The sequence below is a fragment of the Pseudaeromonas paramecii genome (assembly GCF_039540575.1).
Taxonomy (GTDB): Bacteria; Pseudomonadota; Gammaproteobacteria; order Enterobacterales; family Aeromonadaceae; genus Pseudaeromonas; species Pseudaeromonas paramecii.
This window is the reverse complement of record NZ_BAABFC010000009.1, coordinates 344,239-363,914: the sequence shown is the minus strand read 5'-3', so window position 1 is coordinate 363,914 and position 19,676 is coordinate 344,239. Positions and strand designations below refer to the sequence as shown.

Genomic DNA, 19,676 nt, shown 5'->3' with positions numbered 1-19,676 from the left:
CGGGGCCTGGCCCCGTTGATGGATGAATGGACATGCAAGACAAGCAACAAGCCCTGCAGGTGGGGCGGGATCCCCGCCTGCTGCCGGAATACGAGGCCTTGCGGGCCGAGATCAACAAGCTCAGCCACGCCTCCCGTCCCGAGGTGGACTGGCAGCGGATCCATGGGTTGTGTCAGACCATCTTCGAGAAGCACGGGGTGGATCTGCAGACCAGCCTCTATTTCTGCTTGGCCCGCGCTCGCCTGTACGGCCTGCAGGGCTTCACCGAGGGCTGCGAGTTTCTGGCCAACCTGATCGTGACCCAGTGGGATCTGTTCTGGCCGGCGCCGAGCCAGGCCCGGGCCCGGGTGGAGATGCTGGACTGGTTTATCGCCCGGGTGGGGGAGGTGCTGCGCCAGTTTGTCATCGGCCAGGAGCAAAAGCGCCTGGTCTACCGTTGCGAGCGGGCCTTGCAGCTCATCAGCGAGAAGTTGCACGGCTGCGGCCTGGCCCGGGTCCCTCGCATCGAGAACCTGCTGCACTACATAGAGGGCTTCACCCAGCTGTTCGACGAGACCCAGCTGGTGGTGGAGACCGACGACGGTGTGGCGGAGGTGCAGGATGTGGCGGGGCTCAGCATTCCGCCTCTGGTGTTTTTTCAGCAAGAGCCTGGCGAGCCCGGTGGACAAGCCGCCGTCCTGCCCCAGGGCAGCCTGCTGGTAGGCCGGGACAAGGCCGCGATCCAGCCCACGCGACTCAAGCTGCAACCCCGCCGCCGCTTCTCCGGGCGCTTCTGGTTTACCTGTGGCCTGCTCAGCTGCGCCCTGCCTACGGCCCTGTGGTGGGGCTGGCAGCAGTGGCAACAGGAACAGCTGGCGGCCTGGGCTCAACTGAATGACCCGGCGGCGGCCCTGCCGTTGGCGCCGGATGGCCAGACCTTGCGTCAGGTGCGGCAGACCCTAGGCGAGGCGCGCCTGCAGCAGCAGGAGGGGACGCTGGTGGCGGCCTACCAGGCCCAGCTGCAACGGCTCTCCCAGGTCACTCCCCTGTATTGGTATCAGTACGGCGACGATCTCAATCGGGCCATGCAGCAGCTCTATCCCGACTCCCTGGCGGTCCAGGCCATGACCCAGCAATGGCAGCGGAGTCTGGCGCCTGGCGCGGTGGGGGCGGGGCAGGACCCTGCCTATCTGACCGCCCGCCAGGGGGTGGATGCCTTGTTGGATCGCTTGCTGGAGCTGGAGCGGCAGCACAAGTCGGTGACCATCTCCTACCTCAAGTCCCAGCTGTATGAGGTTCAAAAGAGCCTAATTCAGGGGGAACCCCTGGCGGAGCGGCTGAGTCAGTTGGAGCGGCTAAGCCGGCTGGAGCGCCAGGCGCTGGATCCTGCCCAGCTCAGCCGTCTGGCCGATGAGCTCAAGGCGCTGGATCTGCGGCTCTATCACCTGCAACAGGCGGCGCGACAACCGGGTTAAGCCCAGCTTCCATCACAAGGAGAACAGACATGTGTCCATCCATTGCCCTGTTGGGAGACATGGGAACCGATCATGACGGTTTCCACCCGTCCCCCATCATCAGCGCCAGCCCGGATGTGTTGCTGGATAACAAGCCGGTGGCCCGCCAGGGGGACGCCCTGGCACCGCATACCAAGCCCAAGCATGGGCCGCACCCCCGCAGCATCGCTGGCGGGGAGGCCAGCGTGCTGATCAACGGCAAGCCGGTGGCGGTCACCGGCAGCGACATCAGCTGTGGCGGAGTGGTGATCGGCAGCGGCAGCGCCCGTGCGGGCTAAGCACCCGGCCGAGCCAGGCAGACCAGGCAGGCGGCCTGCGCCGTCCGCTTGTTAATCAAGAAACATAGGTATTGGGACAGAGCAGGGCGCCGCGGGCGTGCGGTCGCCATGGTCTTTCCCGCCAGACAAGGCAGCAGCAGATGGCAAACAGCACGGGATTACAGTTTACGGTCACCTTCGACGGCGGCACCGACCAGGGCCTGGCGGTGGTGGACTTCAGCCTGGAGGAGGCCTTGAGCGCCCCCTTCACCCTGCGGCTCGCCCTGGCCAGCCCACGCCCGGATATCCAGGCCGCCGAACTGCTGGAGCACCCCTGTGAGCTGCTGATTTGGTTCGACGGTCAGCTGCAGCGGCGCGTTCAGGGGGTGGTGAGCCAGTTTGCCCAGGGCGACACCGGCTTTCGCCGCACCCGCTATCAGCTGGAGGTGCGCCCGGCCCTGTGGCGCCTGGGGCTGCGCCACAACAGCCGCATCTTCCAGGCCCTCACCCCCCAGGAGATTATCAGCGTGCTGCTGCAGGAGGCGGGCATCAGCGACTACGCCTTCGCCCTGCAGCACGACCATGCCCAACGGAAGTACTGCGTGCAGTACCGGGAGAGCGACCTGGACTTTGTCCAGCGCCTGGCCGCCGAAGAGGGGCTGTTCTACTTTCACGAGTTCGAGCAGGGGGTCCATCGCCTGGTGCTGGCGGACACGGTACAGGCCCTGGGCTCCGGCCCCGACCTCTTCTACAACCCGGCCAACCAGGGGCTGCAGCAGGGGGCCTTCATCCGCCGCCTGAGCTGCCAGCAGACGGTGGCGCCGGACGAGGTGGCCCTCAAGGATTACAGCTTCAAGACCCCGGCCTACGGCCTGCTGCATCAGGCCCAGGCCGGTGAGCTGCCGCAACAGCACTATGAGCACTTCGACTACCCCGGTCGCTTCAAGGCCGACCCCAGCGGCCAGGCCTTCACCGACTATCGGCTGGACGCCCTGCGGGCCGAGGCCCAGCGCGCCCTGGGGGCGTCCAACGCCGCCAGCCTGCGGCCGGGTCAGCAGTTCAGCCTGAGTGAACACCCCAACCCGGCGTGCAACATCGCCTGGCAGCCGGTGCGTATCCAGCACACTGGCCGCCAGCCCCAGGCGCTGGAGGAAGAGGGGGGCGGCGAGGCCACCGTCTATCTCAACGAGTTCACCCTGGTGCCGGCCCAGACTCCCTGGCGGCCGCAACCCAGGGTCAAGCCCAGGGTGGACGGCCCGCAGATGGCCACCGTGGTGGGCCCCCAGGGCGAGGAGATTTACTGCGACGAGCACGGCCGGGTGAAGCTGCAGTTTCCCTGGGACCGCTATGGTTCAAGTGATGAACACAGCTCCTGCTGGGTGCGGGTGGCCCAGGGCTGGGCCGGCGGCCAGTACGGCATGCTGGCGTTGCCGCGCATCGGCCACGAGGTCATCGTCTCGTTTTTGGAAGGCGACCCCGACCAGCCCATCGTCACCGGCCGCACCTTTCATGCCACCAACCGGCCGCCCTATGCGCTGCCGGAGCACAAGACCCGCACCGTGCTGCGCACCGAGACCCACCAGGGCGAGGGCTTCAACGAGCTGCGCTTTGAAGACCAGGCCGGCGCCGAAGAGATATACCTCCACGGCCAAAAAGACCTGAACCTGCTCATCGAAAATGATGCGGCCTGGCACATAAAACACGACTTGCACACAGACATCGACCACGAGCGGGTGACCCGCATCCAGGCCCACGACCACCTGACGGTGCAAGGGGAGAAGCGCGACCATATCCAGCAGGACTACTCGCTCACCGTGGACGGCAGCCAGCACCACAAGCTGGGGCAAAGCTGGCTGACCCAGGCCGGCCAGCAGGTGCATATCAAGGCCGGCGCCAAGGTGGTGCTGGAAGCCGGCAGCGAGATTTCCGTCAAGGTGGGGGGCAGCTTTATCAAGGTGGACAGCGGCGGCGTCACCCTGTCCGGCCCCAGCATCAAGATGAACTCAGGCGGCAGCCCGGGCACCGGCGCCGGCTGCGCCCCCCAGCCGCCCAAACAACCCGGCGAGGTGGCCTGCCCGCCCTACACGCCGCCGCCTGTGTTTAAGGGCGGGGCTGCCTGCCCGTTATTGGCCGAGCAGACCGGCGGTATGTCCATCAATGAGTGCGAGCCATCATGACAAGTGAAGAGCTCCTCTTGGCTCGGCCAGGCCAAGCCCCCCATTACCTTTATGCCATGCTTAACCCCTTGGCGACGCCAAACCCTGTCCAGCATTGGTGCGAGCAGGGTTGGGCGGCGGAGCAAATACCGCTCTACATCCTGACACCGATGGAAAGCATACTGCCGGCCAGTCCCTGGTTGCTGCAGATCCAGCCCGAGTGTCTCCATCAGGTGCTGGCCTGGTGCGACGCACAAACCAGCCCGAGCTGGGGATGGCTTTATGCCAGCCCGCAAGCCTGGTGGGCACAACGCCAACACTGGCAAAACTATCTACGGATAGTGATTGATGGCGATCTCAGGGCCGTCCGGTTTCAGGATCCCCGCATCCTCTCTCTCTGGCTTGCCGAGCCGCAGGAGGCCCTATGGCATGGCTTGCTGGCACCCATCGCTACCGTGTTTCTCTCCCGCACGGAGATCTACCAACGGCCGGTGGCCTGGCAGCCGCTCAACGATGCCTTTCCCTGGGCATTGCCCGATCCGCTCAGCCATGCCTGGCATGACAGCCCATTGGGGCAAGAGAACAAAATTCTGGAACTGACCCTGGCCCTGTGGGAGCAGGATCCGGCCCAGGCCGAAGAATGGGAAGCCCATGCGCCCCTAAGTGTACAACTCCAGCGTTGGTTGCAAGCCTGGCTGGCTGATGGGGGCCGGGTGCGCGAGGCCACGCTGCCTACGGCACAGGCATGGTTGAAGACAAGGGATAACACAATGAAAAGGCAGGCATGATGAGCGGTTGCATACCCTGTGAAAAACTCAAATACAGCGTCGATATCCTGTTGGTGGATGAACAAGGGACGCCCATCCCCAACGTGCCCTATCGACTCTATGACGGAGCCAGCGAGGCCAGCTTGGCACTGAAAGGCGATAAGGCTTCCATTCCCCCTCGGGAAGGGATCAGTGATGGCGATGGTCGGATAGTACAAACAGAGCTGCCGGCCGGTTCTTTGCGTCTGGTGCTGGATGCCGCTCGGTTAGCCAAGGTATTAGAGGAGCCGGATCGCTATCTGCGCTTATCCAGGCGCTTGGAGGACTCGGCGGTGCGCCAGCAGGCCCTGGCCGAAGGGCGGGCCTATCGCTACGCCCGCCTGGGTGACCTGGTGGCTACGATGCCGCATATTCCCGACTGGCATGAGGCCACCCCGCCGGCTTACCACTTTCCTAAAGGGGGCGAGGTGCTCAGGGGGCTGCCGTTGGGGTTCTTACCTACCTCAAACGGGGTATTCAAACTGACCATCGAGGTCTGCCCGTTCCGCGCCTGGGTGCTGGCCCTTAATCACACCCCCGAATATGACCTGGGCAATGCTTATAACCTGGCGCTGATGAGTGTGCTGACCTATGCCAAAGGGGGGGACAAACCAGGGCGGGACAGCGCTTCTGGCTCCATAGATGACTTTTTTAATCGTCAGTTACAGGATCTCTCCTGCCTGCCTCGGCATCTGAATACCAATGAATTCCCCCTGCTGGTCAAGGATGTCCCCTTCCATTCTCGCTATAGCCCGCCCGTCTTTATCGATGCCTCTGCCGTCAAGGGTGATTTTAACTTCCCCTTTGACACCCAGTTTTTCTACGTAGAGCGGGACGAGGAGCTGCTCGTGTGCTGGCGCGGCACCGAAAGCAAGTTCGATGCGCTCACCGATCTGAGCTTTCGCCCCGTGCCCTGCCCGCCGCAGATGGCCTGCCAGGGCAAGGTGCATGATGGCTTCTATCACCAGTTTCGAGCGGTGGAGCAGCATCCGAAACAGGAAATCAGGGAGGTTTATGAGACCATCAGCCGATCAATTCAGAAGAAAAAGCTCTATATCTGCGGTCACTCCCTGGGCGGTGCCCTGGCGCTGATCCATGCCGCCACCCTCAAGAACGAGGGACACGATCCTCTGCTTTATAGCTATGGCATGCCCCGCACCTTTACCGAGGCGGCGGTGGCCGAGCTGGCCTTCACCCACTACCGGCACCTCAACGAAGACGACCCGGTGCCGGCGGTGCCGCCGGGGCGCGGCTTTGACAACCCCTTGTTTGATGTGCCCGTGCTGGGCTATGCACTGGCGCCGATCCATGCGCCCGTCTCACTGCTGACCCCAGACATGGATCCCTACCAGCACCATGGTCAGGTGGTGCACTTCTATCAGACTCAGGTCAGCTACGAGGTGCCCATAGGGCGGGGCGAAAGCCATTATCCGGTCTTGCTGCCCCAGCAGACCAAGCTCTATCTGGTGCCCGCCTTGGCCCAGCAGGAGTGCCAGCGCCTGGAAGAACAAGAGCGCCAGGCCCAAGAGGCCAAACAGTGTCAGGCCCTAAGGCGTGCCTTGCCGACCCACGACAACCCCGCCATGCGCGCGGGTATTGCACCGGCGGCCCATCGCAGTGCCGAATATGCGCGCTATATTTATGGTCGCCTGGCCGGTCTGCTGGCTTCGGATGACCCTAATACGACACAAAATAGCGCCTATCTCCGGGCGTTGACGGACTATATGCCACAACTGCCCAGTGAGGTCAGCCAACGGGAAAATGCCCTGTTGCAGCTTGATAGCCGCCTGGCGCAGACCCTGCCTCCGGCCGATGGCATTCCACTGCAGCGCGGCCTGCGGCGCCTGGAGCAGGCCCAGGCACCGACCAACAATTAGGACGCAACTTTTCTCAGGGAGCCAAGATGCAGAAATATCTCATTCCCGGCCTGCTTATCGGCCTGGCCTGCGGGCTGGGCGGTTGCAGCCGCTATCACTATGATTACGCGCCGATTGACCCGCCGGAGCAGAACCAGTGGTTCACCATCCGGGGCAAACTGCCGCCCAACGTGACCGGCACACTCGTTCCCAAATACAGCTCCAGCGTCTGCATGCGGCCGCACAACGATGGCAATGGCAACGTGAGCAGGGTGGATGGCATCACCGATTATGAAATCACCATACTGCCCGAGCCGGATGGCAGCTATCAGGGGCGGGTCTATCTGCATGGCGGCAGCCGCTGTGACTGGCAATTATACGATATCCTGTTTTTTGCCGAGGCCAAGAGCGTCGCTCCCTATCAGGCCAAGCTGCCGCCTAACTGGCAATCGATAAAATTCGAGACCGTGAGCAATCATGAAACCGTGCATGTCTACCCGGATACGGAGCAACTTGCGCAGTCGCGGTTCAAGGTAACTAAAGCCGTTGAGCACCCTCTGCGTCTGAAGTCCGCCTATTATCCATTCTTTACGGCGTCTTTCGACCCGGATAATCATCGGCGTTTGTTCTTTGATGTGGCCAATTCAAGCCCGGACCTGCCGCCAGTGGACAACGATTTTATCTACCCTACCGATGGTCGGGAGGAGCTGGGCGTCATCGAGTTCTCTCCCACAGTGGATATGGACTATGTGGTCTATGAAAAATACACCGGGAGTCAGGTCAAGAAAAACAATAGAAGTCAAATACACTATCCCAATGGCGATGTGGCAATCAATGAATACGATCCCCGGCCATACCGCTACTACGAGCAGAAAAAGGAGAAAGACTGGGGTGATGAGATCATCGAGAAATTAAAAAAGCAGGGCGGTGGCTTTACCGTGATACAACCATGAGCGGCGGTCTATGGTGCGGCACCCAGCACAACACGCTAATCACCAGCCTGCTTATCGGCCTGGCCTGCGGGCTGGGCGGTTGCAGCCGCTATCACTATGACTACGCGCCGATTGACCCGCCAGAACAGAATCAGTGGTTCACCATCCGGGGCAAACTGCCGCCCAATATCAACGGCTTTCTCTATGCAAAATACCGATCCACTGTCTGCATGCGGCCTCGGGCCCATGACGATGGCAGCGTAGGCGCGGAGGGCAGCATTGCCGATTATGAGATCATCATACGGCCCGAGCCGGATGGCAGCTATCAGGGCCGGGTCTATCTGCATGGCGGCAGCCGCTGTGACTGGCAATTATACGATATCCTGTTTTTTACTGGGGCCAAGAGCGTCGCTCCCTATCAGGCCAAGCTGCCGTCTGACTGGCAGTCGATAAAATTCGAGCATGCGGCCAGTTATGAAACCGTGCATGTCTACCCGGATACGGTGCAAATTACGCAGTCGCGGTTCAAGGTAACTAAAGCCGTCGAGCAACCTCTGCATCTGAAGTCCGCCTATTATCCATCGTTTATTGCGTCATTCGATTCGGATATTTACCGGCTATTTTCCTTTGCTACGGCAGGCGAGACTCCGTGGCGGATGCCAGTGGACAGCGATTTTATCTACCCTACCGATGGTCGGGAGGAGCTGGGCGTCATCGAGTTCTCTCCCACAGTGGATATGGACTATGTGGTCTATGACAAATATTCAGGGAGTAAGGCCAAGAAAACCAACAGAAGCGAAGTGCACTATCCCAATGGCGATGTGGCAATCAATGAATACGATCCCCGGCCATACCGCTACTACGAGCAGAAAAAGGAGAAAGACTGGGGTGATGAGATCATCGAGAAATTAAAAAAGCAGGGCGGTGGCTTTACCGTGATACAACCATGATGTGCTTTGTCGGTTAGAGAGGGGTCGTTATTGTGGCGGAGTCACCGCGCCTTGCGTCGTTATTATCTGCACCACAGTGCCAGCAACAATGGCATCGCAAATCCGGCCAATACAAATAAAGACGAAACGAGTGTCAGTAAAGAGAGGCGCGAACTGATAGGGAATAAGGTGTCATGATGTTAAGGCGATGGATGTTAGTACTTGGCCTGCTTTGTCCACTTTTGGCTTGTGCTGCGGATACACAGATCAAGCCATTTTCTTGGCGTTATGGTACAGGCAGTAATATAGACCTTACTAAGAACACCAAGACCGAATTCTATCTTAGAGGAAAACTGGTTTATGCCGACCGCTTGGCTGGAGGTGGGGCAGGAGGTTTACTTGCCGACCGAATCAAGGGACAGCGTTACTATTGGGCGGGCGGCGGTGGCTTACCTACCGATGGCGTTCCCATCCCCGATAAAGCTGTGATTGAGATGGTTTAGTTCCATGATCGCAAGCGTTATCGCATCAAGGTGGATTTACCCAACGATCTAGAGCAGATAATGCGTCAGGTGTATTTGGTCAATGGGCGTTATGATAGACGAAATCGCCTCTATTTTGGTTTGACTCCTGGTAGGTATTTCGAAGTCATATTAACCGGAGGCGGATTGCAACTCAGCCCGGACCTACTGCTCGCCCGTGGTATCGCCGAAGAGGTGGCCGATGATTGGTATGACCAGAAAGTGCCAATAGATCGCCAATATGGGATAGATGATTTCGACAAAAAATATGGCGAACTATTCAAGCAATACCCAACTCCTAGCAGGATGGATTGGGCTCCGATTATGGACGCTTACCGCGTAGCACAGCCCAAGACAGATACTGCCCAGTGAAATGATGACTTCGATCCGCCTGATCCTCTTATTGCTGCTGTTGCCGCTAGTCGCAGCCTGCCAAGCTGCCCCCACAGGCCCCAAACCGCTGGACTGGCGCCATATGGTGGGTTCGAATGCTGATGAGATATGGGTGACGGAGGTACTCTTTTATTGTCAGGACAAATTGGTAGATGCCTCAACCAATGGTTCAGCCGGTTTTGTCGGCCCTAAAGCTCTTAAGGCCAAAGATTATCGTTGGCGCATTGGCAAGGGCCGCCGTGATATTCACCCAGCACCCGATCGGGTAGAAGTGGAGTGGGTTTCATATCATGACAAGAAGCGCTATCGCATTAGCCTGGCGTTGCCAGCTGAGCTGGAAAGTATGATTGCGCAGCGTTACCGGGTAAAGGTTGGCAAAGAATGGCGTGAAGAGCGGCGGGATAATATCGGCTTAGGCATGGCCACCGGCGGCTATGTGGAAGCCTTTTTAACCAGTGTCAGAGTGACGCCGGATATCCTGCTGGCCAGGGGGATCGCCAAAGAGGTCACAGATGACCCCTATGATCAACGTTACCCACTCTCCAGTCAGTTTAAAAATGCTTGGGCCCGTTTTGACAAGGATTACAGGGATGCTTACAAGCAATACCCCACCCCCAGTGGCATGGCCTGGGCGCCCATCATGGATGCCTACCGTGCTGCCCAGCCGAAAACCGATGAACAGCCCATCACCAAGTGATAAGGCGAGGTTTGTCGTGGAGATGCCCATAAAAAGATCGTCAGCAGGCAGCGGCGGCAACTAATCGGGAATTTGGATGAATGATGAGAAAAGTATTGGTGATGCTGTGCCTATGCCTTTCGCTACTGGCCCAAGCCAGTGAGCCTGTCAGTTATATGCCATGGCGTTACGGGGTCGGCAGTAATATTGATGATATCGAGGCTACCAGGACGGTATTTTACCGCAATCAACGAGAGGTCTATAGCGACAGCGGCGCGGGGATTTATGTTGGCGCCACTAAAAAAGGCATTATGCGGAAATCTAATTATTGGGGGGGGCGAGGTGGTTTCCCCACCAAGGGGACACCTGTGCCGGATAAGGCGCTGCTGGAGATGGTCTCCTACCACGATCACAAGCGTTACCGCATCGAGGTGGATCTACCTGCCGATCTGGGCCGGCAGATGCAACAGGTTTATCTGGTTGATGGGCGCCATGACAGGCGCGACTTCCTCTATTTTGGTTTAGCACCGGGGGGCTATTACGAGGTGCTGTTACAGGGAGGGCTCCTCGGGGTAAGCCCGGATATATTACTGGCCCGCGGCATCGCCAGCGAGGTGACGGATGATTGGCGGGATAAACGGATACCCATAGCACGTCAATATAAAAACAACTTGGCTGTATTTGATGAAAAATACGGTGCCCTGTTTAAACAATATCCCATCCCGTTGGGCATGGCCTGGGCGCCCATCATGGACGCCTACCGAGCTGCCCAGCCGAAAACCGATGAACAGCCCATCACCAAGTGATAAGGCGAGGTTTGCCGTGGATATGCCCATAAAAAGATCGCTCAGCTTGCGTAACGAGACAGTGGCAAATTAATTCCACGGAGACATCCCCTGGGCAGCCATGACCGGGTGCCCAGGACATATCCCGCCTCAGCATCCGTGCCGGTAAACATGGCAGACTGCTTTAATGACGACCTCAGGTCTAGTTGACCAGCAAGGATTCCAGCTGTGCTCTGTCCACCTGACGGGGATCGATTTTCAGGTAGGCGCTGGCTTCTTCGCTCACCAGGGCCACTTCGGCCACGCCGGGTTGGGCCTGCAGGCGTTCCAGGATCACGCGGCTTTGCTGGGCATCCAGTGCCACCGGCAGGGGTAGGCGCAGGGTGCGCAGGCTGGCGGGCGCCCGCAGACCGCTGGCCAACAGCAGCCATAAGAGGCTGATCAGCACGCCACCGACAAACACGGCATGGGGACCCAACAGATCCAGCAGTCGACCACCCAGGGCTCCGCCCACCGCCACGCCCAAGAACTGGCTGGTGGAATAGACGCCCATGGCCGTGCCCTTGTAGCCGGCGGGGGCCTCCTTGCTGATGAGGGACGGCAGCAAGGCCTCCAGCAGGTTGAAGGCCACGAAGAACAACTGGATGCCCGCCAGCAGGGGCAGGCTGCCCTGGGCCTGCCACAACAACAGCTCGGTCAGCAGCAGTATGCTGATGGCTCCCAGCAGTACCCGCTTGTGTTGATGGCGCTTCTCGGCATAGAGAATGAAGGGAACGATGGCGACGAAGGATACCAGCAGGGTCACCAGATAGATGGGCCATTGCTGCTCCTTGGCCACGCCGCTGTCTACCAGCATCAGCGGCAGGGCGACGAAGCTGGCCATCAGCAGGCTGTGCAGACAGAAGATGCTGAGGTTCAGCCGCATCAGCTGCGGATCCGTCAGTACCCGGCCCAGGCTGGCGGTGACCAGGTTGGCTTCCCGGTTGCGGCGCTGTGCCGGCGCGGCGGGCACCAGGCGCCAGGTGATGAGGATGGCCAGCAGCGCCAGCACGGCGATGGCAAAGAAGAGGCCGTTGAGCCCCAGGTGCGGGGTGATGAGGGGGCCCAGCACCATGGCGGCGGCGAAGGTCAGACCGAAGCTGACGCCGATGAAGGCCATGGCCTTGGTTCTGTGCTGCTCGCGGGTCAGATCCGAGAGCAGGGCCAGCACGGCGGCGGAGATGGCGCCGGCCCCCTGCAGGGCGCGCCCGGCGATGATGCCCCAGATGTTGTCGCTGCTGCCGGCCAGCAGGCTGCCCAAGGCAAACAACAGCAGGCCGCCGATGATCACCGGCTTGCGCCCCAGCTTGTCGGAGAGCAGGCCGAAGGGGATCTGCAGCAGGGCCTGGGTCAGGCCATAGATGCCGATGGCCAGGCCAATCAGCGACTGGGTGGCGCCCTGCAGCGCCATGCCGTAGGTGGTAAGCACCGGCAGCACGATGAAGATGCCAAACAGGCGCAGGGCAAACACCAGCCCCAGGCCGAGACTGGCCCGGCGCTCGCTGGCGTTCATGGTAAACGGCGACATGCTCAATCCAGCAGGGTCAGAAATTGAGCCGGATCCGGCGTGGCGAAGTCGATGGACATCATGACGCTGAGGGTGGTGATGGCCAGGATGGAGAAGATGAACAGCTGCTTGGCCCAGGCACTGTCATCCCGGGTGCGAAAGCCGCCCAGGGCCATAGCTACCCAGATGGCACCGACGATCGCCGCCACGACGCCGTAGCGATAGCCGGCGTAGCCGCCCAGGGTCAGCATCAGGGCGGCCAGGGCAAAGGCCAGGGTGTAACGCAGGATATGGTGCTTGGCGGCATGGATGCCGTGCTTGACGGGCAGCACAGGGATGGCGGCCCGTTGATAATCCTTGAAGCGGAAGATGGCGATGGCGTAGGAGTGGGGCATCTGCCACAGGCTGAAGATCAGCAGCAGCATACCCGCGGCGGCATCGAAGCGCCCGGTGACGGCGCAATAGCCGATGACGGGCGGCGCCGCCCCCGACAGGCTGCCCACCAGGGTGCCGTAGACGGAGGTGCGCTTGAGCCAGAGGCTGTAGAGCCCCACGTACACCACGAAACCCAGCAGGGCCAACAGGGCCGCCAGGGGATTGGCGCCCAGATAGAGCAGTACCAGCCCTGCCAGCCCCAAGCCGGTGGCATAGAGCAGGGTCACGGCGGGGGAGATCAGCCCCTGGACCAGCACCCGGTGACGGGTGCGTTCCATCAGGCAATCTATGTCCCGGTCGATGACGTTGTTGATGGCACAGCCCGAGGCGATGACGAGCGACACCCCCAGGCTGGTGGCCAGGAACAGGGGCAGATCCAGGCTGCCCTTGGACGCCAGGAAAAAACCGCCAATGACGGAGACCAGGTTGCCGAAGATGATCCCCGGCTTGGTGACGAGCAGGTACTGCTTGAACATGGGCGCCGCTCTTACAACATCATGTTGACGTTGAGGTTGTACATGATCCACAGGGAGCCCACCACCACGATGGCGATGATCAGCACGGTGAACACGAAGGAGAGCAGGTTCCAGCTGCCGTCCGAACTGGTGTTCATGTGCAGGAAGTAGACCAGCTGGACCAGGATCTGGGCGATGGCCGTCACCACTATGATGGCGATGATGGCGGCGTGGCCCAGATCCCCGGTCATCACCACGGCAAAGGGGATCAGGGTCAGGATGACCGACAGGATAAAGCCGGTCACATAGGATTTGACGCTGCCGTGAGCGGCGTCGTTAGGCAGGTGGCTAGCGTGACTCATCACAGGACTCCCAGCAGATAGACGATGGAGAAGACACAGATCCAGACCACGTCCAGGAAGTGCCAGAACAGGCTCAGGCACATGATCCGGGTGTTCATCCGAGCGGTCAGGCCCTTGCGGGCAATCTGCACCATCAGCACCAGCATCCAGACAAGGCCTGCCGTCACGTGCAGACCGTGGGTGCCCACCAGGGTGAAGAAGCCGGACAGGAAGCCACTGCGCTGTGGGCCGTAGCCTTCGTGGATCAGGTGGGCAAACTCGTTGATTTCCATGCCGATAAACGCCAGACCGAACAGGAAGGTGATGCCCAGCCAGCGTTGTACGCCGGCCTGGTTACCCTGGTTCATGGCCAGCACGGCGAAGCCATAGGTGACGCTGCTGATGAGCAGGCAGAAGGTTTCCACCAGCACATAGGGCAGTTCGAAGATCTCTTTGCCGGTAGGACCACCGGCGGTGCCGGTGGTCAGTACTGCATAGGTGGCAAACAGACAGGCGAACAGGATGCAGTCGCTCATCAGGTAGATCCAGAAACCGAAGACCTTGCTGCCGCCGGCATCATGGTGCTCGTGATCCTGGTGCGCCTCGTGGACGCTGGAATGGGTCATGGTTTCAACCGACATGCTGGACTCCTGCCTGTTTGAGTTGAGCAAAATGGGCGTTTTCCGTCTGGGTGATGACATCCACCGGCACGTAGTAGTCCACGTCGTCCTTGAAGGAGTGGACTATCCAGGTGGCGATGACACCGACAAACCCGGCGATGGCCATCCACCAGATGTACCAGATCAGGGCGAAGCCCATGATCAGGCTGAACAGGCCGATGAAGATGCCGGCACTGGTGTTCTTGGGCATATGGATTTCCTGGTAAGACTTGGGCTGCACATAGGCGCTCTTGTCTTCCTTCATCTCCCAGAAGGCATCCAGCTCCTTGACCTGGGGCGTGGTGGCAAAGTTATAGAAGGGCGGCGGCGAGGAGGTGGCCCACTCCAGGGTGCGACCGCCCCAGGGATCGCCGGTCAGATCCCGGTTCTTGGCTCTGTCCTTGATGCTCACCGCCAGTTGCAGCAGCTGGCACAGGATGCCGATGAAGATGAGCCCGGCGCCGAACACCGCCACCAGCAGCAGGTTGTGGTATTCGGGATCGATATTCTGGCTCACCCGCCGGGTCATGCCCATGAAGCCCAGCAGGTACAAGGGCACGAAGGCGAAGAAGAAGCCGGTGATCCAGAACCAGAAGGCGGCCTTGCCCAGCTTCTCGTTGAGCTTGAAGCCCATGGCCTTGGGGAACCAGTAGTTGAAGCCGGCCAGATAGCCGAACACCACGCCACCAATGATGGTGTTATGGAAGTGGGCGATGAGGAACAGGCTGTTGTGCAGCACGAAGTCCGCCGCCGGTACCGACATCAGCACCCCTGTCATGCCACCCAGGGTAAAGGTGAACAGGAAGCCGATGGTCCACAGGATGGGCGTGCTGAACTCGATGCGCCCGCGGTACATGGTGAACAGCCAGTTGAATATCTTCACCCCCGTGGGGATGGAGATGATCATGGTGGCGATACCGAAGAACGCGTTGACGTTGGCGCCGGCGCCCATGGTGAAGAAGTGGTGCAGCCAGACGATGAACGACAGTATGGTGATGACCGCGGTGGCCCACACCAGGGAGGTATAACCAAACAGCTTCTTCTTGCAGAAGGTGGCCACCACCTCGGAGAAGATGCCGAAGGCCGGCAGGATCAGGATGTACACCTCGGGGTGGCCCCAGGCCCAGATGAGGTTGACGTACATCATCTGGTTGCCGCCCAGATCATTGGTGAAGAAGTGGGTGCCCAGGTAACGGTCCAGGGTCAGCAGGGCTATGGTCACCGTCAGGATCGGGAAGGCGATGATGATGAGAATGTTGGAGCACAGGGCGGTCCAGGTGAACACCGGCATCTTCATCAGCTTCATGCCCGGGGCGCGCATCTTCATGATGGTGACGAAGAAGTTTACGCCGGAGAGCAGGGTGCCCAGGCCCGAGATCTGCAGACTCCAGATCCAGTAGTCGACGCCGACCCCCGGGCTGTATTGATGGCCCGACAGGGGCGGGTAGGCCAGCCAGCCGGTCTGGGCGAACTCGCCGACCCCCAGGGAGATGTTGATCAGGGCTACGCCTACCACGAACAGCCAGAAGCTCAGGTTGTTGAGGAAGGGGAAGGCCACGTCACGGGCACCGATCTGCAGCGGCACTATGATGTTCATCAGACCCACCATGAAGGGCATGGCCATGAAGAAGATCATGATGACGCCGTGGGCGGTGAAGATCTGATCGTAGTGGTGGGGCGGCAGGAAGCCGTCCGAGCCGCCGGAGGCCAGCGCCAGCTGGAGGCGCATCATGATGGCGTCGGCAAAGCCGCGCAGCAGCATCACCATGGCCACTATGATGTACATGATGCCGATCCGCTTGTGATCGACGGAGGTGAGCCATTCGGTCCACAACCAGCGCCACTTGCCGAAATAGGTCAGCGCACCCACCAGGCCCAGGCCGATGAGGCCGACCGCCGCCAGGGTGATCATGATGATGGGCTCGTGATACGGAATGGCCTCGAGAGTCAATTTACCTAGCATTGTTTATTCCCCAGTACCGGAAGTGTCGGCGTGCATGGCGTGATCATGCATGCCTTCCATGGCCTCGCCATCCGCCATGGTGGCGGGCATGGCCTTGTGTTCGTGCATCGGCATCTCGCCCATGAACGTCTGGATGATCTCCTCATACAGGCCGGGCTTGGCGGAGGAGAAGTAGGTCACGGGCACGTTCTGGCTCGGCTTCATCAGCTCGGCGTACTGGGCGCTGTCCAGCCCCATAGGCGCCTGCTTGACCTTGTCCACCCAGGCGGCAAAGTCAGTGTCGGACACCGCATGGGTGGCGAACTTCATGCCGGAGAAGCCATGGCCGCTGTAGTTGGCGGCGATACCCTTGTAGGTGCCGGCCTCGTTGGCGATGAGATGCAGATCGTTGTTCATCCCGGCCATGGCGTAGACCTGGCTACCCAGACGGGGGATGAAGAAGGAGTTCATCACGGTGGAAGAGGTGACACGAAAATGCACCGGCACATCCACCGGAATGGCGATCTCGTTCACCGTCGCTATGCCCTGTTCGGGGTAGATGAACAGCCATTTCCAGTCCATGGCCACCACATCGATCTGCAACGCAGGCTTGTCGGAGGTCAGTGGCTTGTGGGGATCCAGGCTGTGGCTGGTTTGCCAGGTGATATAGCCCAGCACCAGTATGATGATGCAGGGGACAGTCCACACCACCAGCTCAATCTTGTTGGAGTGAGCCCACTTGGGCGCATAGGTGGCTTGCTTGTTGGCGGCGCGATAGCGCCAGGCAAACCAGACGGTCATGATGAAGACCGGGATTACCACGATCAGCATCAGGCCGGTAGCGGTGAGGATCAGGCTGCGCTGCTCCAGACCAACGGCACCCTTCGGATCCATGAGAGCCATGTCGCAGCCGCTCAGCAGCATGGCCAGCGATGGCAGTAGCCATCTCATCCATTTTTTTGTCATCTAACAACCCCATCAGGCAGGCGTGGAATTTTGCGTCGGTATTCTAGGGGGGCGTTACCGGCTTGCAAACCTTGTTAGTTAAAAGTTGCGATATATTTACACCTTTATGAATTTAGTTATTGACCAACGGTTTTTTTATAACTCTAAAGGTATAAAAACCGAGGTCGCCCCCTTCTAGGCGTACACTGGCCCTATTGAGTCTAGGCATTGTCTGGAACCCTGTAATCCCGGAAAACAAAAAGCCGCGACAGGCGCGGCTTTTTATTTCAAAACAAGGATTAGACGTTGAACAGGAAGTTCATCACGTCGCCATCCTTGACGATGTAGTCCTTGCCTTCGGCGCGCATCTTGCCGGCTTCCTTGGCGCCCTGTTCACCCTTGTAGGTGATGAAGTCTTCATAGGCGATGGTCTGAGCGCGGATGAAGCCCTTCTCGAAGTCGGTGTGGATCTTGCCGGCGGCCTGGGGGGCGGTGGCGCCCACCGGAATGGTCCAGGCCCGCACTTCCTTCACCCCGGCGGTGAAGTAGGTCTGCAGGTTCAGCAGGCTGTACCCGGCACGGATCACCCGGTTCAGCCCTGGCTCGGTCAGGCCCATCTCTTCCATGAAGACGGCACGGTCGTCTTCGTCCATCTCCGCCAGATCCGCTTCGATGGCGGCGCACACCGGCACCACCACTGAGCCTTCGGCGGCGGCGATGGCCCGCACCTGATCCAGGTAGGGGTTGTTCTCGAAGCCATCTTCGTTGACGTTGGCGATGTACATGGTGGGCTTCAAGGTCAGGAAGCTCAGGTAGCGGATGGCGGCCTTCTCTTCCACGGTCAGATCCAGGGTGCGCAGCATCTTGGCCTCTTCCAGCACCGGCAGGCATTTCTCCAGCACGGACAGTTCCAGCTTGGCGTCCTTGTCACCGCCCTTGGCCTTCTTCTGTACCCGTTGGATGGCCCGTTCGCAGGTGTCCAGGTCGGCCAGGGCCAGCTCGGTGTTGATGGTGTCGATGTCTTCGGCCGGGTTTACGCCGCCGGCGACGTGGACGATATTCTCGTTCTCGAAGCAGCGCACCACGTGGCCGATGGCGTCGGTCTCACGGATGTTGGTGAGGAACTGGTTGCCCAGACCTTCGCCCTTGGAGGCGCCCTTTACCAGACCGGCGATATCCACGAACTCCATGGTGGTGGGCACCACGCGCTGGGGCTTGATGATCTCGGCCAGGGCATCCAGGCGCGGATCCGGCATGGGGACCACACCCGTGTTGGGCTCAATGGTGCAGAAGGGGAAGTTGGCCGCTTCGATACCCGCCTGAGTGAGGGCGTTGAACAGGGTGGACTTGCCGACGTTAGGCAGGCCGACTATGCCGCATTTGAAACCCATTGTGAGATCCTTTAAGAGAGTGTGTTAACTGCCAGCCTTGAAGGTATGCAACCGATTCATGGCCTTGATCATGTCTTGTTCGAACAGCAGGTCGGTGCAGCGCACCGCCTCATCGACGGCGGCATCGATGAGCTGTTGTTCGCTCTGTGGTGCCTTGTTGAGCACAAAGCCGGCCACCTTGTTCTTGTCGCCCGGATGGCCGATGCCCAGCCGCAGGCGATGGAATTCCTTGTTGTTGCCCAGCTTGCTGATGATGTCCTTGAGACCGTTATGGCCGCCATGGCCTCCGCCTTGCTTGAAGCGGGCGACCCCCGGCGGCAGATCCAGCTCGTCATGGGCCACCAGGATGGCCTCGGGCGGGATCTGGAAGAAACCGGCCAGAGCCGACACCGACTTGCCGCTCAGGTTCATGAAGGTGGTGGGGATCAGCAGCCGCACCTCCTTGCCCAGCAGCTGGATGCGGCCGGTGAGACCGTAATACTTGGCCTCTTCCCGCAGGCTGCCGCCGTGGCGATGAGCCAGCTCGGTCACATACCAGGCGCCGGCATTGTGCCGGGTCTGGCTGTATTCGGGACCCGGGTTACCCAGCCCCACGATTAGCTTGATTGGATTGTTCACGCCATCTGCTCGTTTTTTATCCGGCCGCCCCGGCAAGCCCAATATTCTAGCCAGCCCCACCCCTGCTCACAACCCGCAGACGCGGCTCAGGGGGCGGCGAAAAACAATGAGGCGGCCTTGGGCCGCCTCGTCGTCCGCCTTGTCCGACTCAGGTCAACTGAACCGGAATGTCCTTGCCGGTGCGGGCGATGTTGTTTTGCGCGTCCAGGTAGACCAGGCGCGGCTTGTGGCCGGCCAGCTCGCTTTCATCAAACAGGCCGTAGGCACAGATGATGACGCGGTCACCCACGGCAGCCTTGCGGGCGGCGGCGCCGTTCAAGGAGATCATCTTGGAGCCCCGCTCGCCGGCGATGGCATAGGTATGGAAGCGATCACCCGTCTCGACGTTATAGATGTCGATCTGTTCATTCTCGAGGATGCCGGCGGCGTCCAGCAGATCGAGATCGATCCCGCAGGAGCCTTCGTAGTTGAGCACCGCGTGGGTGACCCGGGCCTGATGCAGTTTGCCTCTGAGCATGATTCGTTGCATTGCGATTCCTC

Annotated in this window: 18 protein-coding genes and 1 pseudogene; 10 read left to right on the top strand and 9 right to left on the bottom strand. The window is 60.2% G+C overall.

Annotated features, from left to right (window positions below; translation table 11 throughout):
• Positions 1-32 precede the first annotated feature (32 nt).
• The 10 genes and pseudogenes from ABD847_RS07155 (at position 33) to ABD847_RS07110 (ending at position 10,825) form a co-directional block, all read left to right on the top strand.
• Positions 33-1,454, top strand: coding sequence for a VasL domain-containing protein (locus tag ABD847_RS07155; RefSeq protein ID WP_345011423.1), 1,422 nt, complete (start codon positions 33-35; stop codon positions 1,452-1,454).
• A gap of 29 nt (positions 1,455-1,483) precedes the next feature.
• Positions 1,484-1,771, top strand: a complete 288-nt coding sequence (locus ABD847_RS07150) for a type VI secretion system PAAR protein (RefSeq protein WP_345011421.1) — start codon at positions 1,484-1,486, stop codon at positions 1,769-1,771.
• A gap of 140 nt (positions 1,772-1,911) precedes the next feature.
• Positions 1,912-3,927 (top strand): type VI secretion system Vgr family protein, encoded by a 2,016-nt coding sequence (locus ABD847_RS07145; protein ID WP_345011420.1) that lies wholly within the window; start codon positions 1,912-1,914, stop codon positions 3,925-3,927.
• Positions 3,924-4,694: a DUF4123 domain-containing protein gene (locus tag ABD847_RS07140; protein ID WP_345011418.1), complete on the top strand. Its 771-nt coding sequence runs from the start codon at positions 3,924-3,926 to the stop codon at positions 4,692-4,694. Before ABD847_RS07145 ends, ABD847_RS07140 begins: the two co-directional genes overlap by 4 nt.
• Positions 4,694-6,589, top strand: coding sequence for a lipase family protein (locus tag ABD847_RS07135; protein WP_345011416.1), 1,896 nt, complete (start codon positions 4,694-4,696; stop codon positions 6,587-6,589). The genes ABD847_RS07140 and ABD847_RS07135 overlap by 1 nt, the downstream gene beginning before the upstream one ends.
• A 26-nt stretch (positions 6,590-6,615) precedes the next feature.
• Positions 6,616-7,521, top strand: a complete 906-nt coding sequence (locus ABD847_RS07130) for a hypothetical protein (protein WP_345011414.1) — start codon at positions 6,616-6,618, stop codon at positions 7,519-7,521.
• Positions 7,518-8,450 (top strand): hypothetical protein, encoded by a 933-nt coding sequence (locus ABD847_RS07125; RefSeq protein ID WP_345011412.1) that lies wholly within the window; start codon positions 7,518-7,520, stop codon positions 8,448-8,450. Before ABD847_RS07130 ends, ABD847_RS07125 begins: the two co-directional genes overlap by 4 nt.
• A 176-nt stretch (positions 8,451-8,626) precedes the next feature.
• Positions 8,627-9,322 (top strand): annotated as a pseudogene (locus ABD847_RS07120) (DUF2931 family protein).
• A gap of 13 nt (positions 9,323-9,335) precedes the next feature.
• Complete coding sequence (locus tag ABD847_RS07115; protein WP_345011475.1) at positions 9,336-10,040, top strand: DUF2931 family protein; 705 nt, start codon at positions 9,336-9,338, stop codon at positions 10,038-10,040.
• Positions 10,041-10,123: 83 nt separating this feature from the next.
• Positions 10,124-10,825, top strand: coding sequence for a DUF2931 family protein (locus tag ABD847_RS07110; protein ID WP_345011411.1), 702 nt, complete (start codon positions 10,124-10,126; stop codon positions 10,823-10,825).
• Positions 10,826-11,006: 181 nt separating this feature from the next.
• On the opposite strand, the gene ABD847_RS07105 is transcribed toward ABD847_RS07110, so the two are convergent.
• The 9 genes from ABD847_RS07105 to panD all read right to left on the bottom strand — a co-directional run bounded on the left by ABD847_RS07105 (position 11,007) and on the right by panD (position 19,665).
• Complete coding sequence (locus tag ABD847_RS07105) at positions 11,007-12,371, bottom strand: MFS transporter (protein WP_345011409.1); 1,365 nt, start codon at positions 12,369-12,371, stop codon at positions 11,007-11,009.
• 2 nt (positions 12,372-12,373) lie between these two features.
• A complete protein-coding gene (gene cyoE / locus ABD847_RS07100) occupies positions 12,374-13,261 on the bottom strand; it encodes a heme o synthase (RefSeq protein WP_345011408.1) in 888 nt (295 codons plus the stop codon).
• A gap of 11 nt (positions 13,262-13,272) precedes the next feature.
• Entirely contained in the window at positions 13,273-13,602 is a 330-nt protein-coding gene (locus tag ABD847_RS07095) for a cytochrome o ubiquinol oxidase subunit IV (protein WP_345011407.1), read from the bottom strand.
• Entirely contained in the window at positions 13,602-14,222 is a 621-nt protein-coding gene (locus tag ABD847_RS07090; protein WP_345011406.1) for a cytochrome o ubiquinol oxidase subunit III, read from the bottom strand. The genes ABD847_RS07095 and ABD847_RS07090 overlap by 1 nt, the downstream gene beginning before the upstream one ends.
• On the bottom strand, positions 14,212-16,203 hold the full coding sequence (gene cyoB / locus ABD847_RS07085; protein ID WP_345011404.1) for a cytochrome o ubiquinol oxidase subunit I: 1,992 nt from the start codon (positions 16,201-16,203) through the stop codon (positions 14,212-14,214). Before cyoB ends, ABD847_RS07090 begins: the two co-directional genes overlap by 11 nt.
• 3 nt (positions 16,204-16,206) lie before the next feature.
• Positions 16,207-17,133 (bottom strand): ubiquinol oxidase subunit II, encoded by a 927-nt coding sequence (gene cyoA, locus ABD847_RS07080; RefSeq protein ID WP_345011402.1) that lies wholly within the window; start codon positions 17,131-17,133, stop codon positions 16,207-16,209.
• Between the two features lie 293 nt (positions 17,134-17,426).
• Positions 17,427-18,518 carry a redox-regulated ATPase YchF gene (gene ychF, locus ABD847_RS07075; protein WP_345011400.1) on the bottom strand — a complete coding sequence of 364 codons (1,092 nt, stop codon included), beginning with the start codon at positions 18,516-18,518 and terminating at the stop codon, positions 17,427-17,429.
• Between the two features lie 24 nt (positions 18,519-18,542).
• A complete protein-coding gene (gene pth / locus ABD847_RS07070; RefSeq protein WP_345011398.1) occupies positions 18,543-19,136 on the bottom strand; it encodes an aminoacyl-tRNA hydrolase in 594 nt (197 codons plus the stop codon).
• Between the two features lie 148 nt (positions 19,137-19,284).
• Positions 19,285-19,665, bottom strand: a complete 381-nt coding sequence (gene panD, locus ABD847_RS07065; RefSeq protein WP_345011396.1) for an aspartate 1-decarboxylase — start codon at positions 19,663-19,665, stop codon at positions 19,285-19,287.
• Positions 19,666-19,676 lie beyond the last annotated feature (11 nt).

Bases quoted from the DNA above. Each gene is read 5' to 3' on its own strand.
- ABD847_RS07110 (WP_345011411.1), top strand. From the start codon at position 10,124: ATGAGAAAAGTATTGGTGATGCTGTGCCTATGCCTTTCGCTACTGGCC.
- ychF (WP_345011400.1), bottom strand. From the start codon at position 18,518: ATGGGTTTCAAATGCGGCATAGTCGGCCTGCCTAACGTCGGCAAGTCC.
- ABD847_RS07150 (WP_345011421.1), top strand. From the start codon at position 1,484: ATGTGTCCATCCATTGCCCTGTTGGGAGACATGGGAACCGATCATGAC.
- ABD847_RS07135 (WP_345011416.1), top strand. From the start codon at position 4,694: ATGAGCGGTTGCATACCCTGTGAAAAACTCAAATACAGCGTCGATATC.
- ABD847_RS07125 (WP_345011412.1), top strand. From the start codon at position 7,518: ATGAGCGGCGGTCTATGGTGCGGCACCCAGCACAACACGCTAATCACC.
- ABD847_RS07140 (WP_345011418.1), top strand. From the start codon at position 3,924: ATGACAAGTGAAGAGCTCCTCTTGGCTCGGCCAGGCCAAGCCCCCCAT.
- cyoB (WP_345011404.1), bottom strand. From the start codon at position 16,203: ATGCTAGGTAAATTGACTCTCGAGGCCATTCCGTATCACGAGCCCATC.
- panD (WP_345011396.1), bottom strand. From the start codon at position 19,665: ATGCAACGAATCATGCTCAGAGGCAAACTGCATCAGGCCCGGGTCACC.
- ABD847_RS07145 (WP_345011420.1), top strand. From the start codon at position 1,912: ATGGCAAACAGCACGGGATTACAGTTTACGGTCACCTTCGACGGCGGC.
- ABD847_RS07155 (WP_345011423.1), top strand. From the start codon at position 33: ATGCAAGACAAGCAACAAGCCCTGCAGGTGGGGCGGGATCCCCGCCTG.
- cyoE (WP_345011408.1), bottom strand. From the start codon at position 13,261: ATGTTCAAGCAGTACCTGCTCGTCACCAAGCCGGGGATCATCTTCGGC.
- ABD847_RS07105 (WP_345011409.1), bottom strand. From the start codon at position 12,371: ATGTCGCCGTTTACCATGAACGCCAGCGAGCGCCGGGCCAGTCTCGGC.
- ABD847_RS07090 (WP_345011406.1), bottom strand. From the start codon at position 14,222: ATGTCGGTTGAAACCATGACCCATTCCAGCGTCCACGAGGCGCACCAG.
- ABD847_RS07095 (WP_345011407.1), bottom strand. From the start codon at position 13,602: ATGAGTCACGCTAGCCACCTGCCTAACGACGCCGCTCACGGCAGCGTC.
- cyoA (WP_345011402.1), bottom strand. From the start codon at position 17,133: ATGAGATGGCTACTGCCATCGCTGGCCATGCTGCTGAGCGGCTGCGAC.
- ABD847_RS07130 (WP_345011414.1), top strand. From the start codon at position 6,616: ATGCAGAAATATCTCATTCCCGGCCTGCTTATCGGCCTGGCCTGCGGG.